The sequence below is a fragment of the Stenotrophomonas sp. YJH_SMC_91 genome (assembly GCF_059368495.1).
Window position 1 is genome coordinate 174,108 of sequence record NZ_JCAFRT010000005.1, and the last position, 17,580, is coordinate 191,687.

A 17,580-nucleotide genomic window follows, 5' to 3' on the forward strand; every position below is an offset into this window, starting at 1 on the left:
TCACTCTTCCAGCTTGCTCAGCAGGTACTTCGGTTCACCGATGCGCTCGATCAGGTCGAGCTGGGTTTCCAGCCAGTCGATGTGCTCTTCTTCCGAATCAAGGATCTTCACGAACAGCTGGCGGCTGACGTAGTCGCCGACCGAATCGGCATACGCCACGGCCTCGCGCAGGGTGACCACGCCATCGCGTTCCAGCGACAGGTCGCACTGCAGGATCTCGGTCGGGTTCTCACCAATGCGCAGCTTGCCCAGCGCCTGGAAGTTCGGCAGGCCTTCGAGGAACAGGATGCGGTCGGCGAGCATGTCGGCATGCTTCATCTCGTCGATCGATTCCTTGTACTCGTGTTCGGCCAGTTCCTTGATGCCCCAGTTCTTCAGCATCTTGGCATGCAGGAAGTACTGGTTGATCGCGGTCAGCTCGTTGTAGAGGACCTTGTTGAGGAATTCGATGACCTTGGTGTCGCCCTTCATGGGGATGCTCCTGCACGCTGAAAACGCAGGCACTTTAACGCCTTGCCTGCAGCCGTGAAGGAACGCGAATCGTGCGCATTGGCCTGTGCGGCCGCACGTGAAGAATGCGAAAGCGCGCCGTCAACGCGCCGCCAAGAGACGATCAGGCGACCTGGGCCAGACCCAATACCGGCAGCGGCAGATCGTGGGTGGCACGCGCCTTGGCCAGCAGATCGCCGGCCATGTCCAGGCAGGAACCGCAGGTAGCGCCACAGCCGGTACGCATGGTCAGTTCGGCCACCGTACTGACGCCATGGCTGGCGGCTTCGCGGATCTGGTGGTCGGTGACTCCGTTGCAGATGCAGACGTACACAGGCGTGAACCGGGCTGGCAGGCCAGAAGCGGCCTGTTGGCTATTCCAATGGAAACGAGAATGGTTGTCAATCAGAGACCTGAACCATTCTCGATACCGTTCAGCCCGTCAGCTGGCCGGGCCATCGCCCGTGGCCTTCTTCGGCCAGTAGCCGCGGGTCCGAGGGCGCTTGCGTGGGCGGTCGTGCCCGGCGGTATGGCCAGGCATCCAGGCTTCGGCGGCGCTCTTGGGCATGGCGGTAACCCCCTGCCCGGCCACCCCGCGGGCCAGCGGCGCCAGATGTCGCAACGCACGCGCATAGACGCCACGCTTGAACATCACCACATGCTCCACCGGGTACCAGAAGTCCACCCAGCGCCAGTGGTCGAACTCGGGCGAGTCGGTGTGGTCCAGCTTCACGTGGGATTCGTCGCCGGTCAGGCGCAGCAGGAACCAGACCTGCTTCTGGCCGATGCAGACCTGCCGCTCATTGCGGCGGATGGCCCGCGCCGGCAGCTTGTAGCGCAGCCAGCCGGGCGTCGCCCCGAGCACTTCCACATGCTCGGGCAGCAGGCCGGTCTCTTCCTGCAGTTCACGATACATGGCCTCGACAGGCGTCTCGTCGGTGTTCATGCCACCCTGCGGGAACTGCCAGCCGTCCCGGCGCACGCGTCGTGCCCAGAACACCTGGCCGTCCTGCCGCATCAGCACGATGCCGACGTTCGGTCGATAGCCGTCCGGATCGATCACGATGCGGACTCCTAAGAAAATCTACTGGCCGGGACTATCCCATGCCCTCTGTCGGCCCACAAGCACGACACAAAAGTGTTGACAGGGGCGGTACACATCCGCAGAATAGCGGGCTCACCAAGGCTATGTAGCTCAGCCGGTTAGAGCACAGCACTCATAATGCTGGGGTCGGTGGTTCGAGTCCACCCATAGCCACCACACTGAAAATCAAGTTGTTTTTCAGCGTGAAAAGTGAGAAAATAGTTGCATGTTTTGCCCCGTCGCCAAGCGGTAAGGCACCTGACTCTGACTCAGGCATTCGGTGGTTCGAATCCATCCGGGGCAGCCAAATTAAAAACAAAAGGCCAGATCGAAAGATCTGGCCTTTTGCTTTTAATCTGGTCGCGCATTCCACCTTGTCCCCGCGCCTGTCGGCACACCCCCTTGAACAACAAGGGGGCTCTTCTCCAGAAAGAACCCCAGGGTCGGATCCTTTTCCGCAGGGAAAGGCCCTGACCCCACCCTCCCGACACGCGAGACCACGGGTAGTGCCGGCCGCTGGCCGGCAACCAGGAAATCCATGACCCCGGAACGACAAAAGCCCGGCCGAAGCCGGGCTTTTGCTTTTTCATCCAGCGGGCTCCCGAAGGAGCCCAACCAGGCGCGGTAAATCAGCGCTTGGAGAACTGGGTGGCGCGGCGGGCCTTGTGCAGACCGACCTTCTTACGCTCGACTTCACGGGCGTCACGGGTCATGAAGCCAGCCTTGCGCAGCTCGGACTTCAGGGTTTCGTCGTACTCGACCAGAGCACGGGCGATGCCCAGACGGATCGCACCGGCCTGGCCGGTGGTGCCGCCGCCAGCGGCGGTGACCAGGATGTCGAAGCTCTCGGTGTTCTTGGTCAGCTCGAGCGGCTGGCGCACGATCATGCGCGCGGTCTCACGACCGAAGAACTCGTCCAGCGGACGGCCATTGACGGTGATGTTGCCCGAACCCTTGCGCAGGAACACGCGAGCGGTGGAGGACTTGCGGCGGCCAGTGCCGTAGTTTTGAGTGATAGCCATGATTAGATATCCAGAACCTGCGGCTGCTGTGCGGCGTGCGGATGCTCAGTGCCAGCGTAGACCTTGAGCTTGCGGTACATCTGGCGACCCAGCGGGCCCTTCGGCAGCATGCCCTTGACGGCGATCTCGATCACGCGCTCCGGGTGGCGCTCCAGCGCCTGGGCCAGGGACTCGGTCTTCAGGTTGCCGATGTAACCGGTGAAACGGTGATACATCTTGTCCTGCAGCTTCTTGCCGGTGACGGCAATCTTTTCTGCATTGATGACGACCAGGTAGTCGCCGGTATCAACGTGCGGGGTGTAGACCGGCTTGTGCTTGCCACGCAGACGGCGGGCCAGCTCGGTGGCGAGACGGCCCAGGGTCTTGCCCTCGGCGTCGACGAGGTACCAGTCGCGCTGGACGGTCTCGTTCTTGGCAGTGAAAGTGCTCATGAAGAACTCTAGGTTAGGTCGGGCTCATTGCGGCGAAAGGCTCGCCGGAACTCTGCCACGCGTTGTGAAAAGGTGAAGCGTAAGAGGCGGGATTGTACTCATCCTGCCGCGGGAGCGCAACCCGTCCCCTGGGCCGGGTTGGCAGGGGCGCGGGGCCGGGCGAGAATCGGGGGGTCTTCCGCTCCACCGCGTACTGCCATGACCGTGCTCCGCCAGACCACTCCGCTGGACCACCTGCTGACCGAGGCGCAGCGCGCCCTGGACACAGTGTTCGGCAATCCGCCGGCGGCCCGCCCCTACCCCGCCACGGACACCGGCGAGCCCGGCATGGACAGCGCCGAGCGGCGTCATGCCGCAGGCCTGATGCGGATCAACCACGTCGGCGAGGTCTGCGCGCAGGGCCTGTACTTCGGCCAGGCCGCCGTGGCGCGCGACCCGGCCACGCGGGAACACCTGCTGGAAGCGGCGCAGGAAGAAACCGACCACCTGGCCTGGTGCGCCACCCGGCTGGCCGAACTGGACAGCCGTCCGAGCCTGTTCAACCCGCTTTGGTACGCCGGCAGCTACACCATCGGCACCCTGGCCGGGCTGCGCGGCGACGGCTGGAACCTGGGCTTCGTGGTCGAGACCGAGCGCCAGGTGGAGGCCCACCTGGACGAGCACCTGGTCGACCTGCCGGCCGGCGACCTGCGCAGCCGCGCGGTCATCGCGGTGATGAAGGAAGACGAGGCCCGCCATGCGGACCACGCCGAGCAGGCCGGCGCTCGCCGCCTGCCGTTCCCGATCCCGGGCGTGATGGCACTGGCCTCCAGGGTGATGAAGACCATCGCCTACCGCATTTGAAGGGTCGCCCGCACCAACGGTGCGGGCCTACCAGGAGGTGCGGGGGGGGGCCGACGGTGGGGCCCGACCGTTGGTCGGGCCATCAATCAGTTCGGCGAGACCAGCTTCAGGCCGATCACACCAGCCACGATCAGGCCCACGCAGGCCAGGCGGGCCGGCGATGCGCTGTCGTTGAACAGGTAGATGCCCAGCACCGCCACGCCCATGGCACCGATACCGGTCCAGATCGCGTAGGCCGTGCCGACCGGGATGCTCTTCATCGCCTGGCTCATCAGGTACAGGCTGATCAGCGCGGATACCACCGTGGCAGCGGTGGGCAGGGGTTTGCTGAAGCCTTCGGAGTACTTCATTCCGAGGGCGAAACCGATCTCGAACAGGCCGGCCAGCAGCAGGTAGATCCAGGGCATGGGTGGGGGCTCCTTACCTTTTTTGAAAAAAACGAAACGGCCCGGTGTTTTCACACCGGGCCGTGGGTCGGTACATCACCGTGGAACTGTAACGCGTGCGGGGGCACTGGTTCCACGGGGCGGGTCGTCCCGCCTGGGTGGCGATGCCTGCGGGCATCGCACATGGTGCTTACTCGGACAGGTTGCGGCCGTGGAACAGCTCTTCGATCTCGCGCTTGAGCAGCGCTTCGATCTTCATGCGTTCCTTGAACGACAGGTTCTTGGCCTTTTCCTCGAACAGGTACTGGTCCAGGTCGAAGTCCTTCAGGTGCATCTTCGTGTGGAAGATGTTTTCCTGGTAGACGTTGACGTCGAACATCTCGTAACGCGACTTGATGTTCTTGGCCAGGAAGTTCTGGATCGAGTTGATCTTGTGGTCGATGAAGTGCTTCTTGCCCTTCACATCGCGGGTGAAGCCACGGACGCGGTAGTCCATGATCACGATGTCCGACTCAAGGCTCTCGATCAGGTAGTTCAGGGCCTTCAGCGGGGAAATGACGCCACAGGTGGCCACGTCGATGTCCGCGCGGAACGTCGCGATACCTTCCTGCGGATGGGTTTCCGGGTAGGTGTGGACAGTGATGTGGCTCTTGTCCATGTGCGCGACCACGGCGTCGGAGATCAGCTCCTTGCCGGCCAGCTTCTTGTCGATCACCGGCTCTTCGGAGATCAGGATGGTCACCGAGGCACCCTGCGGGTCGTAGTCCTGGCGGGCCACGTTCAGGATGTTGGCGCCGATGATCTCGGCGACATCGGTCAAGATTTGAGTCAGCCTGTCGGCGTTGTACTCTTCATCGATGTATTCAATGTAACGCTGACGCTCCTCTTCGGTGCGCGCGTAACACACGTCATAGATGTTGAAGCTCAGCGCCTTGGTGAGGTTGTTGAAACCCTGCAGCCTCAGGCGAGGCAACGGCTTGACCACGGCGGTCGATTCCTGTGTAAGAAGGGAAAGGGGGAATTATGGGGCAAACTGCCCCCGGGGGGAACGTGAAGACGCAAGAGTTCTGGCACACTGTTTGCCCTTAACAATTGCGCTGGTTAAGCTCCGCTATCGACCCCGTGAATCCGTTCATGCGCAGAGGGAGCGCCCCTATCGTGTCAACCGTGCGCCTAGCTAGCAGTCCACTGGCCTTGGATATCGCCACCATCGATCGTTTCCTGGCGCACAGCCACCGGCGGCGATATCCCACCCGTACCGACGTCTTCCGACCCGGTGACCCGGCGGGAACCCTGTATTACGTTGTCAGCGGCTCGGTTTCAATCATGGCCGAGGAAGATGACGATCGAGAGCTTGTGCTGGGCTACTTCGGTGCCGGCGAGTTCGTTGGCGAAATGGGCCTGTTCGTCGAATCGGACCGCCGCGAGGTGATCCTGCGGACCCGTACCGCCTGCGAACTGGCCGAAATCAGCTACGAGCGCCTGCACCAGCTGTTCCTCGGCCCGCTGTCGGCCGACGCCCCGCGCCTGCTGTATGCGCTGGGCCAGCAGATCTCCAAGCGCCTGCTCGATACCAGCCGCAAGGCCAGTCGCCTGGCATTCCTGGATGTTACCGATCGGATCGTGCGCACACTGCACGATCTGGCGCAGGAACCAGAAGCGATGAGCCATCCGCAGGGCAGCCAGCTGCGCGTGTCACGCCAGGAACTGGCGCGCCTGGTCGGCTGCTCGCGCGAAATGGCCGGCCGCGTGCTGAAGAAGCTGCAGACCGACGGCCTGCTGCATGCCCGCGGCAAGACCGTGGTGCTGTACGGCACCCGTTGACCGTTGAGCACCCGGTGGGTGCGGACCTTGGTCCGCACTCCTTCGCGCGCTAGGCTCGGTGCATGGAACTGAGCAGCGAATTCTGGTGGTTCATCCTCATCGGCCTTGGCGCGCAGCTGGTTGACGGCGCACTGGGCATGGCCTTCGGCCTGGTGTCCTCGTCGGTGATGCTGAGCATGGGCCTGCCACCGGCGCAGGTCAGCGCCAGCATCCACACCGCTGAAGTGTTCACCACCGGCGCCTCGGGTGTGTCGCACCTCGCCGCCGGGAATGTCGATAAACGCCTGTTCCTGCGGCTGGCCCTGCCCGGTGCGGTGGGCGGCGCCCTGGGCGCGTACGTGCTCACCCAGATCCCGGGCGAGATCATCCGGCCGCTGATCTACCTGTACCTGCTGGTGCTGGCGATCATCATCCTGGCGCGCGCCGCGGGGCGCTGGATGCCCAAGGGCGAGATCCGCCGGGTGCCGGTACTGGGCTTCTTCGCGGGCCTGCTCGACGCCAGCGGCGGTGGCGGCTGGGGACCGATCGCCACGTCCACCCTGCTCGCCCGTGGCGGCCAGGCGCGCACCACCATCGGTACAGTCAACGCGGCCGAGTTCGTGGTCACGTTGACCGTGTCAGCGACCTTCCTGTTGTCGATGGGCGTGCAGCACCTGCAGATCGTCGCCGGCCTGCTGATCGGCGGCATGATGGCCGCGCCGGTGGCGGCGATCCTGGTCAAGCGGGTGAAGGAGCGCTGGGTGCTGGTGGCCGTTGGCGTGCTGGTGCTGGGGATCAGCCTGTTCCAGATCGGCCATGCGGTGTACGGGCAGCTGGGGCATTGAGCGTTTGCCGGCCAGCGGCCGGCACTACCGGGACGGAGGAGGGTAGTGCCGGCCGCTGGCCGGCAGATCCGTCATCGTGCGATGGGGTCAGGCCCCGGACGGGATCCGGCCCCGGGCTACGCCTTGTCGCCGCCGCGGTCCACGCAGCCCCAGTTGAGGATGCGGGTGCCGGCCGGCAGCACGCGGCGGAAGAAGTCCACCCTGGATCGCTTCGGGTTCACCACCACCGGCGCCTTGGCGGCCAGCAGCAACGGCAGGTCGGCAGTGCTGTCGGAGTAGGCGATGTCGATATTGCCGTAGCCGCGCTCGCGCAGCATGCGCATCTTTTCTTCGTTGTGGCAGTGGCGGGTCGGGCCGACGCCGCCCAGTCGCGGGCCGACCTCGGTGCCGATCACCGGCACGTCCTGGTGGGCAACGAACGCCAGGATGGCGCGGGCCAGTTCCGGCGGCGCGCCGGTGGCGACCACTACACGGTCGCCCTTGGCGCGGTGCGCGGCGAACACCTCCAGCGCCTGCGGCAGCAGCTTGGCGCGCATCTGCGCCTCGTTGCGCAGCACGTAGGCATCGATCACCTTGTTGAAATCGCGCGCACGGTGCAGGCCGAAGCTGCCGATCCACACGTAGACCGAAATACCCGTTCGGCGGGTCGGCAGCATCGCCACCAACGGCCCGGCGATCGGCGTGACCAGCAGCGCGGCCAGCATGCGCAGCGGGTTGCGCTTGATCAGCGAGGCGAACAGATGGGTGCCCGAATCGCCGTCGTAGAGGGTGTGGTCGAAATCGAAGACCACCAGCGGCGCATCGTCGCGCGGCGTCGGATAGTGCGTTGTCATGCCGCGAAGAATAGCTGACGCAGGCCCTCGCCCGGCTCTTCCACGCGCATGAAGGCCTCGCCGACCAGGAATGCATGGATGCCGGCATCGCGCATCAGCGCGACGTCCTGCGGGCCGAGGATGCCACTCTCGGTGACCAGCAGGCGGTCACGCGGCACCGCCTGCTGCATGTCCAGCGTGGTCTGCAGCGACACCTCGAAGGTGCGCAGGTTGCGGTTGTTGATGCCGATCATCGGCGCCGGCACCTGCAGCGCGCGCTCCAGTTCATCGATGTCATGCACTTCCACCAGCACGTCCATGCCCAGCGACAGCGCCAGCTCGGACAACGTGGCCAGCTGGGTATCGTCCAGCGCGGCGACGATCAGCAGGATGCAGTCGGCGCCCAGCACGCGCGCCTCGTACACCTGGTAGGCGTCGATGACGAAATCCTTGCGCAGCACCGGCAGCGTGCAGGCTTCGCGGGCCTGCTGCAGATAGGCGTCGGCGCCCTGGAAGAAGTCCACGTCGGTCAGCACCGACAGGCAGCTGGCGCCACCGAACTCGTAGCTGACGGCGATGTCGGCCGGGCGGAAATCCGGGCGGATCACGCCCTTGGAGGGGCTGGCCTTCTTCACCTCGGCAATCACCGCCGGGTCGCCATTGGCCACCGCCGCCTGCAGCGCGCGCACGAAGCCACGTACCGGCGGGGCGCTGGCCACGGCGGCCTGCAGCTCCTCGAACGGGCGCTGGGCGCGGCGCTGGGCCACTTCTTCGGCCTTGCGGGCCAGGATCGTCTGCAGGATGTCGCTCATCGTCTTCGGGTCGGTGCGGGGGGCGGTGAGGACGGCCATTATCGGCCATCGAGAGGGTCAGGCTGAACCGCGCGCTCAGGCAACCAGCGCGCGGGTGGTCTCCACATACTGCTGCAGGCGCTGGCGGGCGCTGCCATTGGCGATGGCGGCACGGGCGCGGGCCAGGCCATCGCCGATGTCGCTGGCCACACCGGCCACGTACAGGGCGGCACCGGCATTCAGCGCGACGATGTCCAGCGCCGGGCCCGGCTCGTTGTCGAGCACGGCGCGCAGCATCTGGATGGACTGTTCCGGGCCGTCCACGCGCAGGTTGCGGCTGGCCGACATGGCGATGCCGAAGTCCTCCGGGTGGATCTCGTACTCGCGCACCTTGCCGTCGCGCAGTTCGCCGACCAGGGTGCCGGCGCCCAGCGAGATCTCGTCCATGTTGTCACGGCCCCAGACCACCATCGCGCGCTCGGTGCCCAACTCGCGCAGCACGCGTGCCTGGATACCCACTAAATCGGGGTGGAACACGCCCATCAGCACCGACGGCGCGCTGGCCGGGTTGGTCAGCGGGCCAAGGATGTTGAAGATGGTGCGTACGCCCATCTCGCGGCGGACCGGCGCGACCACCTTCATCGACGGATGGTGGATGGGCGCGAACATGAAGCCGATACCGGTTTGTTCGATCGCGGCGGCCACCTGGGCCGGCTGCAGCTCGATGGCCGCGCCCAGCGCTTCCACCGCATCGGCGCTGCCGGACTTGGACGACACGCTGCGGTTGCCGTGCTTGGCCACGCGCGCACCGGCCGCAGCGGCGACGAACATCGCACAGGTGGAGATGTTGAAGGTGTGCGAGCCATCGCCCCCGGTGCCGACGATGTCGACCAGGTGGGTGGTATCGGCCACCGGCACGGCCAGCGCGAATTCACGCATGACCGTGGCCGCAGCGGCGATCTCGTCGATGGTTTCCTTCTTCACACGCAGGCCGGTGAGGATGGCGGCGGTCATCATCGGCGACACGTCGCCACGCATGATCTGCCGCATCAGGTCGACCATTTCGTCGAAGAAGATTTCGCGATGTTCGATGGTGCGATGCAGGGCTTCCTGGGGGGAGAAGCTCATGGGAATGCTCCTTGGATCAGGCCGCCGGGCGCTGCAGGAAATTGCGCAGCAGGGCGTGGCCGTGTTCGGTGAGGATGGACTCGGGATGGAACTGCACGCCTTCCACCGGGAACTGGCGGTGGCGCAGGCCCATGATCTCTTCGATCGAGCCGTCGTCGTTCTCGGTCCAGGCAGTCACTTCCAGGCAGTCCGGCAGACTGTTCTTGTCCACCACCAGCGAGTGGTAGCGGGTGGCCTGGTAGCGGTCCGGCAGGCCAGCGAAAACGCCCTTGCCTTCATGGCGGATCGGCGAGGTCTTGCCGTGCATGATGTTGCCGGCACGGATGACCGTGCCGCCGTAGACCTGGCCGATGCCCTGGTGGCCCAGGCACACGCCGAGGATCGGCGTGGTCGGGCCCAGGCGCTCGATCAGTTCCAGCGACACGCCCGCTTCGTTGGGCGTGCACGGGCCGGGCGAGATGACGATGCGCTCGGGCTTCTGCGCGGCGATCTCGTCCACGCTCATTGCATCGTTGCGCACCACCTTCACCTCGGCGCCCAGCGTCTGCAGGTACTGCACGAGGTTGTAGGTGAAGCTGTCGTAGTTGTCGATCATCCACAACATGGTCAGGTTCCGTCGCTTATCAGGAAAATGGCGTACACGTTTTCGGTGTAGGTGATGGGGCCGGCTTCCACCGACTCGCGCAGGCGCGAGCCCGTGGTCTCGATGCTGTTCATCGGTGCCTCGGGCGCGGGCGGCGAGGGCGGCGTCACCAGATCCCCACTGCTGGGCCAGTTGCCCGCCTGCACGCCATAGGCGAAGTTCGGCGCCACATCGGAGATGCTGTACAGGCCACGCAGCTGGGTGCCGTAGGCCTTGGCCAGGCCCTGCGCAGACTGGCGGGTCTGGGCCGCCGCCTCGCCCTTGAGTTCGCGGCGCAGCGCCACTTCGCCCGAGTAGGTCGGGGCCACGCTGCTGACCTGCACGTTCTCGTTGGCCTTCAGCGCCCCCAGCACGTCCTGCATCTGCTGGACGCTGGCGAAGCTGGCGCGCAGTTGGCGTGACACGCGGGTGCCGATGAAAACCTGCCGATTCTGCTCATAGCGCGTCGCAGGACCAATCCGCAGGTTGTCCGCGCGCACGCTGCCTTCCACCGCCTTGTGCTGCTTGAACAGTGCCAGCACGCGGGCAACGTTGTCCTGCACGCGGCGGCGCGCGGCGTCGGCGTCCATGTCGGTCTCTTCGATGTTCAACTGCAGGCCGAACCGGTCCGGCATCACCACGCGACGCGCCTCGCCCTTCACCAGCAGGTGCGGCTGCGAGGGAATGGTATTGGCCTGCGCCCACGCAGACGGGGCCATCGTGGCCAGCAGTGACGACCACAGCAATGCGCTCAGCAGCTTCATGCGGTACTCCTTGTCTTCAACGGGAACAGCGGAACGACCACGGCGCGGCGCCGTGGCGAGGCAGGCTTACAGGCCCTTGGCAGCCTGGGCAACGGCGCGGAACAGCGCGCGGCCCTTGTTCATCGTCTCGTCCCATTCCTTGTCCGGGTCCGAGTCGTAGACGATGCCGGCGCCGGCCTGCACGTACAGGCGGCCGTCCTTGATCACCGCGGTGCGGATCGCGATCGCGGTATCGGCATCGCCGTGCCAGCCGATGTAGCCGATGCTGCCTGCGTAGACATTGCGCTTGATCGGTTCCAGCTCGCGGATCACTTCCAGCGCGCGGATCTTCGGCGCGCCGCTGACGGTGCCTGCCGGGAAGGTGGCACGCAGCACGTCGGCGTAGCTCAGGCCCGGCTGCAGCTGCCCGGTCACTTCGCTGACGATGTGCATGACGTGGCTGTAGCGCTCGATCACGAACTGCTCGCCCACTTCCACGGTGCCCGCCCTGGACACACGACCGGCATCGTTGCGGCCGAGGTCGATCAGCATCAGGTGCTCGGCGCGTTCCTTCGGGTCGGCCAGCAGCTCGGCTTCCAGCGCCAGGTCCTGCTCGGGCGTGGCGCCACGCGGGCGGGTACCGGCGATCGGGCGCACGGTGACTTCGCCATCCTGCAGGCGCACCAGGATTTCCGGCGAGGAGCCGACCACCTGCAGGTCGCCGACATCCAGGAAATACATGTACGGCGACGGATTCAGTGCACGCAGCGCGCGGTACACATCCACCGGCCGCGCCTTGAACGGCACGCTCAGGCGCTGGCTGAGCACCACCTGGAAGATGTCACCGGCGCGGATGTATTCCTTGCTGCGCTGGACCGCATCGACGAAGCCTTCGCGGGTGAAACCGGAGACGAAATCGGATTCATCCAGCACATCGCTGTTGAGCGGTGCCGGATAGCCGGCGCCCGGCGCGCGCAGCTTGGCAGTCAGTGCATCCAGGCGCGCCTGCGCCTGTTCGAAGGCGCCGTCGACACGCGGGTCGGCGTGCACGATCAGGTACAGGCGGCCCTTGAGGTTGTCGAACACGGCCAGCTCGTTGGAGTCCAGCAGCAGGATGTCCGGCGTGCCCAGCTCATCGCGGCCGGCCGGCGGGGCCAGGCGTGGTTCGATGTAGCCGATGCACTCGAAGCCGAACCAGCCGACCAGGCCACCGGTGAAGCCCGGCAGGCCTTCCAGCTTCGGCACCGAGTGGGCGCTGCGCAGCGCCTCGACCTCGGCGAACGGGTCGGCCACCTCGCGGGTGTCCACCACCTGGCCGTCTTCGCGCACGGTCAGCGTGTGGCCGTGGAAGGCGTACACGCGGCGCGCCGGCAGGCCGATGATCGAGTAACGACCAAAGCGCTCGCCGCCTTCGACAGATTCAAACAGGTAGGTATTGGGGCCGTCGGCGAGCTTCAGATAGACCGAAAGCGGCGTGTCCAGGTCGGACAGCACTTCGCGGACGACGGGAATATGGGTGTGGCCTTCAGCGGCCTGCTGCTGAAACTGAGCGTGCGAGTTCAAGACGACTTTCCTTCCGGGACACAGCGTTATGGGGGCGGACGACGGCAACGGGCCACCATCGCCACCAACGGCGTGCGGAAGAAAGGGTATGCGGGGTCGTCAGGCTGGACACCCCTTGACTGTATCGCAGCTTGGACGGCAGGGGAACCCTGGGAAACTGAACCACGGGACGGGCGGGGCCAGCCACGGGAACCGACGACGCGGACCGGTAGAGTCGACTGTTGGTCGACTTGCGCGCGTAGCGCGGGGTTTTACGCCGTCGGAACGAGAAGCAGTCGACTAACAGTCGACTCTACCTCCCCTACCCACCCAGCAATGGGCAGCCAGCCGGAAGATGCATCCGTACCCTGCCCGGCACGCACTCGATGCGGAACTGGCGGGCCTGTACCGGCTCGCCATCCAGATTGAGGGTCAGCGGGCGCTCGGATGCGACCTCCAGCCACGGCAGCCGCGCACGCGTGGCCAGCTGTTCCAGCGCAGCCTGGGTGCCGGACTTCAGCATCTGGCCGAGGGTGGCGGTGACCTCCCCTTCCAGCTCCGGAAGCACCGTCACATCCAGCAACCCATCATCGATCAGTGCCTGCGGGCACAACTGCTGGCCACCACCGGCCTGGCGACCATTGCCGATGCCGAGCGCAATGAAGTCGCCTTCCCACGCGAAGTCCGGACCGGACAACCGTGCGGTGATCGGCTCGATGCGGCCGAGCTTGGCGATGCCGGTGATCACATAGGCCAGCCCGCCCAGCATCTTCTTCAAGCCCGCATCCGTCTCCACCGTCACCTGCGTGCCGAAGCCACCGCTGGCGAGATTAGCGCACCACCATTGGGTGCCATCGGCGTCCACGCGCAACAGGTCAATGGCATGCGGCGTCGCCTGCCCGATCAAGGCGAAGGCCTCCTTCGGTTCGGTCGGTATGCCGGCCGCAGTCGCGAAATCGTTGGCGGTCCCCATCGGGATCAGCGCCAGCGAGGGCAGCGCATCTGCCAGCTCCTCACGATGCGCCAGTGTCTCGGCCACCGCACTGAGCGTGCCATCGCCACCGGCGGCCACGATCACATCCACGCCATGGTCGATCGCCTCGGCGACATAGCGCTCGGCGTCACCGTCCTCCCAGGTCACCCGCACTTCCAGCTGCACGCCCTGTCCGCGCCAATGGCCGACGGCGTCGCGCAACTCATCATTGCCGGCGGATTTGCCGTTGAGGATCAGGCGCCAGCGCGGGGTGGTCATGCAGAGCTTCCAGGGATGCGGTGGCACAGGCTAGCAATGCGCTGTTTGCCTGCGGTGAATGTCACGCAGATGTCATTCAGCTACCGGAGAATGGGAGTCCATAGCAGGGACGACGGATGGAGGCAGGATCAGCCTCCCACGCATGCAGCGAGGCCACGCCAGTGATTGGCGTGGCTTTTTTTTTTGGGGTGTGCAGGGAGTGCGAACCAAGGTTCGCACCCACCCGGTTGGTAGATCCACGCCATGCGTGGATGCACTTCGCTTCACCCGTTGGCGAAATCGTGCAGCGCCTGGCCCTGCAGCCGGTACACGGTCCACTCGTCCTGCGGCTTCGCACCGGCAGCGGTGTAGAACTCGATGGCCGGGGTGTTCCAGTCCAGCACCGACCATTCGAAGCGACCGCAGCCCTCGGCTACGGCCTGGCGTGCGATGTACTTCAGCAGTGCCTTGCCGGCGCCCACGCCGCGCTTTTCCTGGCTGACATACAGGTCTTCCAGATAGATGCCCTTGCGGCCCAGCCAGGTGGAGTAGTTGTAGAAATACACCGCATAGCCGATGGCCTCGCCGTCGGCTTCGCAGATCAACGCGCGTGCGGTCGCATCGGCGCCGAACAGGCTTTCGGCGATGCCGATCTCATCGGTCTGTACCGAATGCTCGGCCTTCTCGTAGATGGCCAGTTCGCGGATGAAATGCAGGATCAGGCCAGCATCGACCACGGTGGCCGGACGGATGTTCAACAGTGCCATGCGCAGATAAAGGGGACGGAGGGAATTAAACGAGATTAATCCCCTCCGTCCCCTTTTTGTCAGCGGGCGGCGGCGACGTTGGCGCGCATCTGCGCGATCACGTCCTGGTAGCTGGTCTTGGCGTTGAAGATGGCCGAGCCGGCGACAAAGGTGTCGGCACCGGCAGCCGCGATCTCGCCGATGTTGTCGGCCTTCACGCCGCCGTCGATCTCCAGGCGGATGTCCTTGCCGCTGGCATCGATCATCTTGCGCACCACCTTCAGCTTGTCCAGCGCCGAGGGGATGAAGGCCTGGCCACCAAAGCCCGGGTTGACCGACATCAGCAGCACCAGGTCCAGGTCCTCCAGCACCCAGTCGAGGATGTCCACCGGCGTGGCCGGGTTCAGCACGATGCCCGGCTTGCAGCCCAGCGAGCGGATCAGCTGGATGGTGCGGTGCACGTGGCGGCTCGCCTCCGGGTGGAAGCTGATGTAGGTGGCACCGGCCTCGGCGAAGTCCGGGATGATGCGGTCCACCGGCTCGACCATCAGGTGCACGTCGATCGGCGCGGTCACGCCGTGCTTGCGCAGCGCCTGGCAGACCATCGGGCCGATGGTCAGGTTCGGCACGTAGTGGTTGTCCATCACGTCGAAGTGGACCCAGTCCGCGCCAGCGGCGAGGACGTTGTCGACTTCCTCGCCGAGGCGGGCGAAGTTGGCGGACAGGATGGAGGGGGCGATGAGGCAGTGGGACATGGCCGGGCCTTGCAACGAGGGGAAAGGGGTCAGCGCTTGCGCAGGGTCTTGATGCGGTCGTAGGCGGCGTTGATGCGCCGCGACTTCTGCTCGGCCTGCTGCTGCAGCTCGGGGGCGGCGCCGCCAAGCTTGTCGGGGTGGTACTGCGAGATCAGCTTGCGGTAGGCGCGCTCGATCTCGGCATCGGTGGCCTCGGAGGTCAGCCCCAGCTCCCGGTACGGGTTCTCCTTGTTCAGGCGGAACCAGTCCGAATCAAAGGCATGGCCGATCAGCAGGCCGACCACCGCCCCGAACAGCGGATTGGGCCGGAACAGCAGGGCGCCGGCGATGAATCCGAGCAGTTTTCCGTACCAGCGCATGGCGCTCCGGGGTCGACCGACGAAATGGACGCTCATTTTACGTCACAGCGGGCCCGGACGGCTTTACACTAGGCCGCCCGCTGGTCAGCGGGCCCGCCGGGTCCGTTGGGCAGCAGCCGTATCGACAACGCCCCAGGAGTGCCCGTGCCAACCACGCTGTTGCAATCCGATCTCCCCGGCCTGCCCTTGCGCCATCGCGGCAAGGTGCGTGATGTGTTCGATATCCCGCGCGAGCGGCTGCCAGCCGGAACCCCGCCGGGCGAGTACCTGCTGATGGTGGCCACCGATCGCCTGTCGGCGTTCGACGTGGTCCTGCCCGACCCGATCCCGGGCAAGGGTGAGATGCTCTGCCAGGTCTCCAACTTCTGGTTCGCCAAGACCGCGCACCTGATGCCCAACCACCTGACCGGCATCGACGTGGCCAGCGTGCTGCCCGAAGGGGTGGACCCGGCCCTGTATGCCAAGCGCGCGGTGGTCACCCGCAAGCTGAAGCCGGTGCCGGTGGAAGCAATCGCCCGCGGCTACCTGATCGGCAGCGGCTGGAAGGATTACCAGCGCACCGGCAAGGTCAGCGGCATCGACCTGCCCGACGGCCTGCGCCAGGCCGAGCAGCTGCCCGAGCCGATCTTCACCCCCTCGACCAAGGCCGCTGTCGGCGACCATGACGAGAACATCGATTTCGATGCAATGGTGAAGCAGGTCGGTGCGGAACTGGCCGAGCGCGTGCGCGACGCCACCCTGCGCATCTACAAGTTCGCGGCCGATTACGCCCGCGAGCGCGGCATCATCCTGGCCGATACCAAGTTCGAGTTCGGTACCGACGCCGATGGCCGCCTGTACATCATGGACGAGATGCTGACGCCGGATTCCTCGCGCTACTGGCCGGCCGACGAGTACGAAGTGGGCACCAGCCCGCCGAGCTACGACAAGCAGTTCGTGCGTGATTACCTGGAGACGCTGGACTGGGGCAAGACCGCCCCGGGCCCGACCATCCCGGCCGAGATCATCGAGCGCACCCGCGCCAAGTATGCCGAGGCACTGCAGCGCCTGGCCGGGATCAGCGTCGACTGATGCGCCTGCGCCCCCGGCCGGAAAGGCGGGGGGCGCTCTGAAGGGTAGTGCCGGCCGCTGGCCGGCAACCTCATGAACTCGGCTATGCTCTGGAGTGCCGGCCAGCGGCCGGCACTACCGTTGTCCGAGGAAGCAACGCAGCATGCAGACATCCACCGAGCTTGCGCGGCCGATCGACCGCTATTTCGCCAGCTACTCCGACGACCACCGCAATGTGATCAACCAGCGCATCCACGTGGTGGCGGTCCCGGCGATCCTGTGGTCGGTGGTGGCCCTGCTCTGGTGCCTGCCGCCGCTGATCACCTGGTTCCAGTACGGCATCTGGTCGGCGTTCGCGATGTTCAGCGCCTGGTGCTTCTACAACAAACTGTCGCGCCCGCTGGGCATCGGCATGCTCATCCAGTTCTTCGTGTTCGGCTGCCTGTGCCGCCTGCTGGAGGCCGAAATCGGCCTGCACAACCTGTTCTGGCTGGCGGTGGGCGTGTTCGTGGTGGCCTGGATCGCGCAGTTCATCGGCCACAAGTTCGAGGGCCGCAAGCCCAGCTTCCTGACCGACCTGACCTACCTGCTGATCGGCCCGGCCTGGGTGATGGCCAAGTTCTACCGCAAGCTCGACTGGCGCTACTGACCTGCCCAGGGTCGACGGCGCCCCTCGTTTCCTGAACGGGCAGATTCCATCACCCGCACTCCACGACGGCCCTGCCAGCCTGCGCCGGTGATCCGCTCCCCACTTCCCGCCCGTCGACGGCAGCCCCTGTGCGACAGGGCCTGCGGTCTCCCTGCGTGGGCGTAGGGCGTCCCCCGAGGGCAACCGGGGAGGGACTGCAGGAACGCGATGTTGCGTCGCAGAAAATATGAATCAGCGGACGTTACATGC

The 17,580-nt window shown here is 65.7% G+C and carries 22 protein-coding genes and 2 tRNA genes; 7 read left to right on the plus strand and 17 right to left on the minus strand.

All coding sequences use genetic code 11. The features are described 5' to 3' along the window. The 3 genes from bfr to AC5P5X_RS09285 form a co-directional block, all read right to left on the minus strand. Positions 1-471, minus strand: a complete 471-nt coding sequence (gene bfr / locus AC5P5X_RS09275; RefSeq protein ID WP_005414691.1) for a bacterioferritin — start codon at positions 469-471, stop codon at positions 1-3. Between the two features lie 142 nt (positions 472-613). Next, positions 614-823 carry a (2Fe-2S)-binding protein gene (locus AC5P5X_RS09280; protein WP_005411309.1) on the minus strand — a complete coding sequence of 70 codons (210 nt, stop codon included), beginning with the start codon at positions 821-823 and terminating at the stop codon, positions 614-616. A gap of 108 nt (positions 824-931) precedes the next feature. Beyond that, positions 932-1,552 (minus strand): RNA pyrophosphohydrolase, encoded by a 621-nt coding sequence (locus AC5P5X_RS09285; protein ID WP_005411310.1) that lies wholly within the window; start codon positions 1,550-1,552, stop codon positions 932-934. A gap of 121 nt (positions 1,553-1,673) precedes the next feature. Here AC5P5X_RS09285 and AC5P5X_RS09290 point away from each other — a divergent pair. Next, positions 1,674-1,750, plus strand: a tRNA-Met gene (locus tag AC5P5X_RS09290). Positions 1,751-1,805: 55 nt separating this feature from the next. Further along, positions 1,806-1,880, plus strand: a tRNA-Gln gene (locus tag AC5P5X_RS09295). A gap of 322 nt (positions 1,881-2,202) precedes the next feature. On the opposite strand, the gene rpsI is transcribed toward AC5P5X_RS09295, so the two are convergent. Then, on the minus strand, positions 2,203-2,595 hold the full coding sequence (gene rpsI, locus AC5P5X_RS09300; protein WP_005411311.1) for a 30S ribosomal protein S9: 393 nt from the start codon (positions 2,593-2,595) through the stop codon (positions 2,203-2,205). Positions 2,596-2,597: 2 nt separating this feature from the next. Further along, a complete protein-coding gene (rplM, locus tag AC5P5X_RS09305) occupies positions 2,598-3,026 on the minus strand; it encodes a 50S ribosomal protein L13 (protein WP_005414692.1) in 429 nt (142 codons plus the stop codon). A gap of 198 nt (positions 3,027-3,224) precedes the next feature. Between rplM and coq7 the strand changes: the two genes are divergently transcribed. Continuing rightward, on the plus strand, positions 3,225-3,869 hold the full coding sequence (gene coq7 / locus AC5P5X_RS09310) for a 2-polyprenyl-3-methyl-6-methoxy-1,4-benzoquinone monooxygenase (RefSeq protein WP_005411313.1): 645 nt from the start codon (positions 3,225-3,227) through the stop codon (positions 3,867-3,869). An 86-nt stretch (positions 3,870-3,955) separates the two neighbouring features. Here coq7 and AC5P5X_RS09315 read toward each other — a convergent pair whose 3' ends face one another. Both AC5P5X_RS09315 and speD read right to left on the minus strand, forming a co-directional pair. Next, positions 3,956-4,276, minus strand: a complete 321-nt coding sequence (locus AC5P5X_RS09315; RefSeq protein ID WP_005411314.1) for a DMT family transporter — start codon at positions 4,274-4,276, stop codon at positions 3,956-3,958. Between the two features lie 169 nt (positions 4,277-4,445). After that, positions 4,446-5,240 (minus strand): adenosylmethionine decarboxylase, encoded by a 795-nt coding sequence (gene speD, locus AC5P5X_RS09320; RefSeq protein WP_005411315.1) that lies wholly within the window; start codon positions 5,238-5,240, stop codon positions 4,446-4,448. A gap of 149 nt (positions 5,241-5,389) precedes the next feature. Here speD and crp point away from each other — a divergent pair, with 149 nt between their 5' ends. Together crp and AC5P5X_RS09330 are read left to right on the plus strand one after the other, a co-directional pair. Continuing rightward, positions 5,390-6,079: a cAMP-activated global transcriptional regulator CRP gene (gene crp / locus AC5P5X_RS09325; RefSeq protein ID WP_012481435.1), complete on the plus strand. Its 690-nt coding sequence runs from the start codon at positions 5,390-5,392 to the stop codon at positions 6,077-6,079. A gap of 62 nt (positions 6,080-6,141) precedes the next feature. Next, a complete protein-coding gene (locus AC5P5X_RS09330) occupies positions 6,142-6,903 on the plus strand; it encodes a sulfite exporter TauE/SafE family protein (protein WP_111188977.1) in 762 nt (253 codons plus the stop codon). 116 nt (positions 6,904-7,019) lie between these two features. On the opposite strand, the gene AC5P5X_RS09335 is transcribed toward AC5P5X_RS09330, so the two are convergent. The 10 genes from AC5P5X_RS09335 to AC5P5X_RS09380 form a co-directional block, all read right to left on the minus strand. Beyond that, positions 7,020-7,736, minus strand: a complete 717-nt coding sequence (locus tag AC5P5X_RS09335) for a haloacid dehalogenase-like hydrolase (RefSeq protein WP_005411318.1) — start codon at positions 7,734-7,736, stop codon at positions 7,020-7,022. Continuing rightward, positions 7,733-8,527, minus strand: a complete 795-nt coding sequence (gene trpC, locus AC5P5X_RS09340; RefSeq protein ID WP_049395626.1) for an indole-3-glycerol phosphate synthase TrpC — start codon at positions 8,525-8,527, stop codon at positions 7,733-7,735. Before trpC ends, AC5P5X_RS09335 begins: the two co-directional genes overlap by 4 nt. 75 nt (positions 8,528-8,602) lie before the next feature. Further along, entirely contained in the window at positions 8,603-9,634 is a 1,032-nt protein-coding gene (trpD, locus tag AC5P5X_RS09345) for an anthranilate phosphoribosyltransferase (protein ID WP_049395616.1), read from the minus strand. A gap of 16 nt (positions 9,635-9,650) precedes the next feature. Continuing rightward, entirely contained in the window at positions 9,651-10,238 is a 588-nt protein-coding gene (locus AC5P5X_RS09350) for an anthranilate synthase component II (protein ID WP_012481439.1), read from the minus strand. 2 nt (positions 10,239-10,240) lie between these two features. Further along, complete coding sequence (locus AC5P5X_RS09355) at positions 10,241-11,020, minus strand: SIMPL domain-containing protein (protein ID WP_049407132.1); 780 nt, start codon at positions 11,018-11,020, stop codon at positions 10,241-10,243. Positions 11,021-11,086: 66 nt separating this feature from the next. Next, positions 11,087-12,562, minus strand: coding sequence for an anthranilate synthase component I (gene trpE, locus AC5P5X_RS09360; RefSeq protein ID WP_024957679.1), 1,476 nt, complete (start codon positions 12,560-12,562; stop codon positions 11,087-11,089). A 301-nt stretch (positions 12,563-12,863) separates the two neighbouring features. Then, a complete protein-coding gene (gene yegS / locus AC5P5X_RS09365) occupies positions 12,864-13,793 on the minus strand; it encodes a lipid kinase YegS (RefSeq protein ID WP_005414700.1) in 930 nt (309 codons plus the stop codon). A gap of 263 nt (positions 13,794-14,056) precedes the next feature. After that, positions 14,057-14,539: a GNAT family N-acetyltransferase gene (locus AC5P5X_RS09370; protein ID WP_005414701.1), complete on the minus strand. Its 483-nt coding sequence runs from the start codon at positions 14,537-14,539 to the stop codon at positions 14,057-14,059. Between the two features lie 59 nt (positions 14,540-14,598). Further along, positions 14,599-15,273: a ribulose-phosphate 3-epimerase gene (gene rpe, locus AC5P5X_RS09375; RefSeq protein ID WP_005411326.1), complete on the minus strand. Its 675-nt coding sequence runs from the start codon at positions 15,271-15,273 to the stop codon at positions 14,599-14,601. A gap of 29 nt (positions 15,274-15,302) precedes the next feature. Further along, a complete protein-coding gene (locus tag AC5P5X_RS09380) occupies positions 15,303-15,632 on the minus strand; it encodes a J domain-containing protein (RefSeq protein ID WP_008265098.1) in 330 nt (109 codons plus the stop codon). 144 nt (positions 15,633-15,776) lie between these two features. On the opposite strand from AC5P5X_RS09380, the gene AC5P5X_RS09385 reads away from it, so the two are divergent. Next, complete coding sequence (locus AC5P5X_RS09385; RefSeq protein WP_005414703.1) at positions 15,777-16,703, plus strand: phosphoribosylaminoimidazolesuccinocarboxamide synthase; 927 nt, start codon at positions 15,777-15,779, stop codon at positions 16,701-16,703. Positions 16,704-16,845: 142 nt separating this feature from the next. Continuing rightward, positions 16,846-17,331: an Mpo1 family 2-hydroxy fatty acid dioxygenase gene (locus tag AC5P5X_RS09390; protein ID WP_005411329.1), complete on the plus strand. Its 486-nt coding sequence runs from the start codon at positions 16,846-16,848 to the stop codon at positions 17,329-17,331. Positions 17,332-17,580 lie beyond the last annotated feature (249 nt).

Excerpts from the sequence above, each read along its gene's own strand:
- bfr (WP_005414691.1), bottom strand. The coding sequence starts at position 471 with ATGAAGGGCGACACCAAGGTCATCGAATTCCTCAACAAGGTCCTCTAC.
- rpsI (WP_005411311.1), bottom strand. The coding sequence starts at position 2,595 with ATGGCTATCACTCAAAACTACGGCACTGGCCGCCGCAAGTCCTCCACC.
- rplM (WP_005414692.1), bottom strand. The coding sequence starts at position 3,026 with ATGAGCACTTTCACTGCCAAGAACGAGACCGTCCAGCGCGACTGGTAC.
- coq7 (WP_005411313.1), top strand. The coding sequence starts at position 3,225 with ATGACCGTGCTCCGCCAGACCACTCCGCTGGACCACCTGCTGACCGAG.
- AC5P5X_RS09315 (WP_005411314.1), bottom strand. The coding sequence starts at position 4,276 with ATGCCCTGGATCTACCTGCTGCTGGCCGGCCTGTTCGAGATCGGTTTC.
- crp (WP_012481435.1), top strand. The coding sequence starts at position 5,390 with ATGCGCAGAGGGAGCGCCCCTATCGTGTCAACCGTGCGCCTAGCTAGC.
- AC5P5X_RS09330 (WP_111188977.1), top strand. The coding sequence starts at position 6,142 with ATGGAACTGAGCAGCGAATTCTGGTGGTTCATCCTCATCGGCCTTGGC.
- AC5P5X_RS09335 (WP_005411318.1), bottom strand. The coding sequence starts at position 7,736 with ATGACAACGCACTATCCGACGCCGCGCGACGATGCGCCGCTGGTGGTC.
- trpC (WP_049395626.1), bottom strand. The coding sequence starts at position 8,527 with ATGAGCGACATCCTGCAGACGATCCTGGCCCGCAAGGCCGAAGAAGTG.
- trpD (WP_049395616.1), bottom strand. The coding sequence starts at position 9,634 with ATGAGCTTCTCCCCCCAGGAAGCCCTGCATCGCACCATCGAACATCGC.
- AC5P5X_RS09350 (WP_012481439.1), bottom strand. The coding sequence starts at position 10,238 with ATGTTGTGGATGATCGACAACTACGACAGCTTCACCTACAACCTCGTG.
- AC5P5X_RS09355 (WP_049407132.1), bottom strand. The coding sequence starts at position 11,020 with ATGAAGCTGCTGAGCGCATTGCTGTGGTCGTCACTGCTGGCCACGATG.
- yegS (WP_005414700.1), bottom strand. The coding sequence starts at position 13,793 with ATGACCACCCCGCGCTGGCGCCTGATCCTCAACGGCAAATCCGCCGGC.
- AC5P5X_RS09370 (WP_005414701.1), bottom strand. The coding sequence starts at position 14,539 with ATGGCACTGTTGAACATCCGTCCGGCCACCGTGGTCGATGCTGGCCTG.
- rpe (WP_005411326.1), bottom strand. The coding sequence starts at position 15,273 with ATGTCCCACTGCCTCATCGCCCCCTCCATCCTGTCCGCCAACTTCGCC.
- AC5P5X_RS09380 (WP_008265098.1), bottom strand. The coding sequence starts at position 15,632 with ATGCGCTGGTACGGAAAACTGCTCGGATTCATCGCCGGCGCCCTGCTG.
- AC5P5X_RS09390 (WP_005411329.1), top strand. The coding sequence starts at position 16,846 with ATGCAGACATCCACCGAGCTTGCGCGGCCGATCGACCGCTATTTCGCC.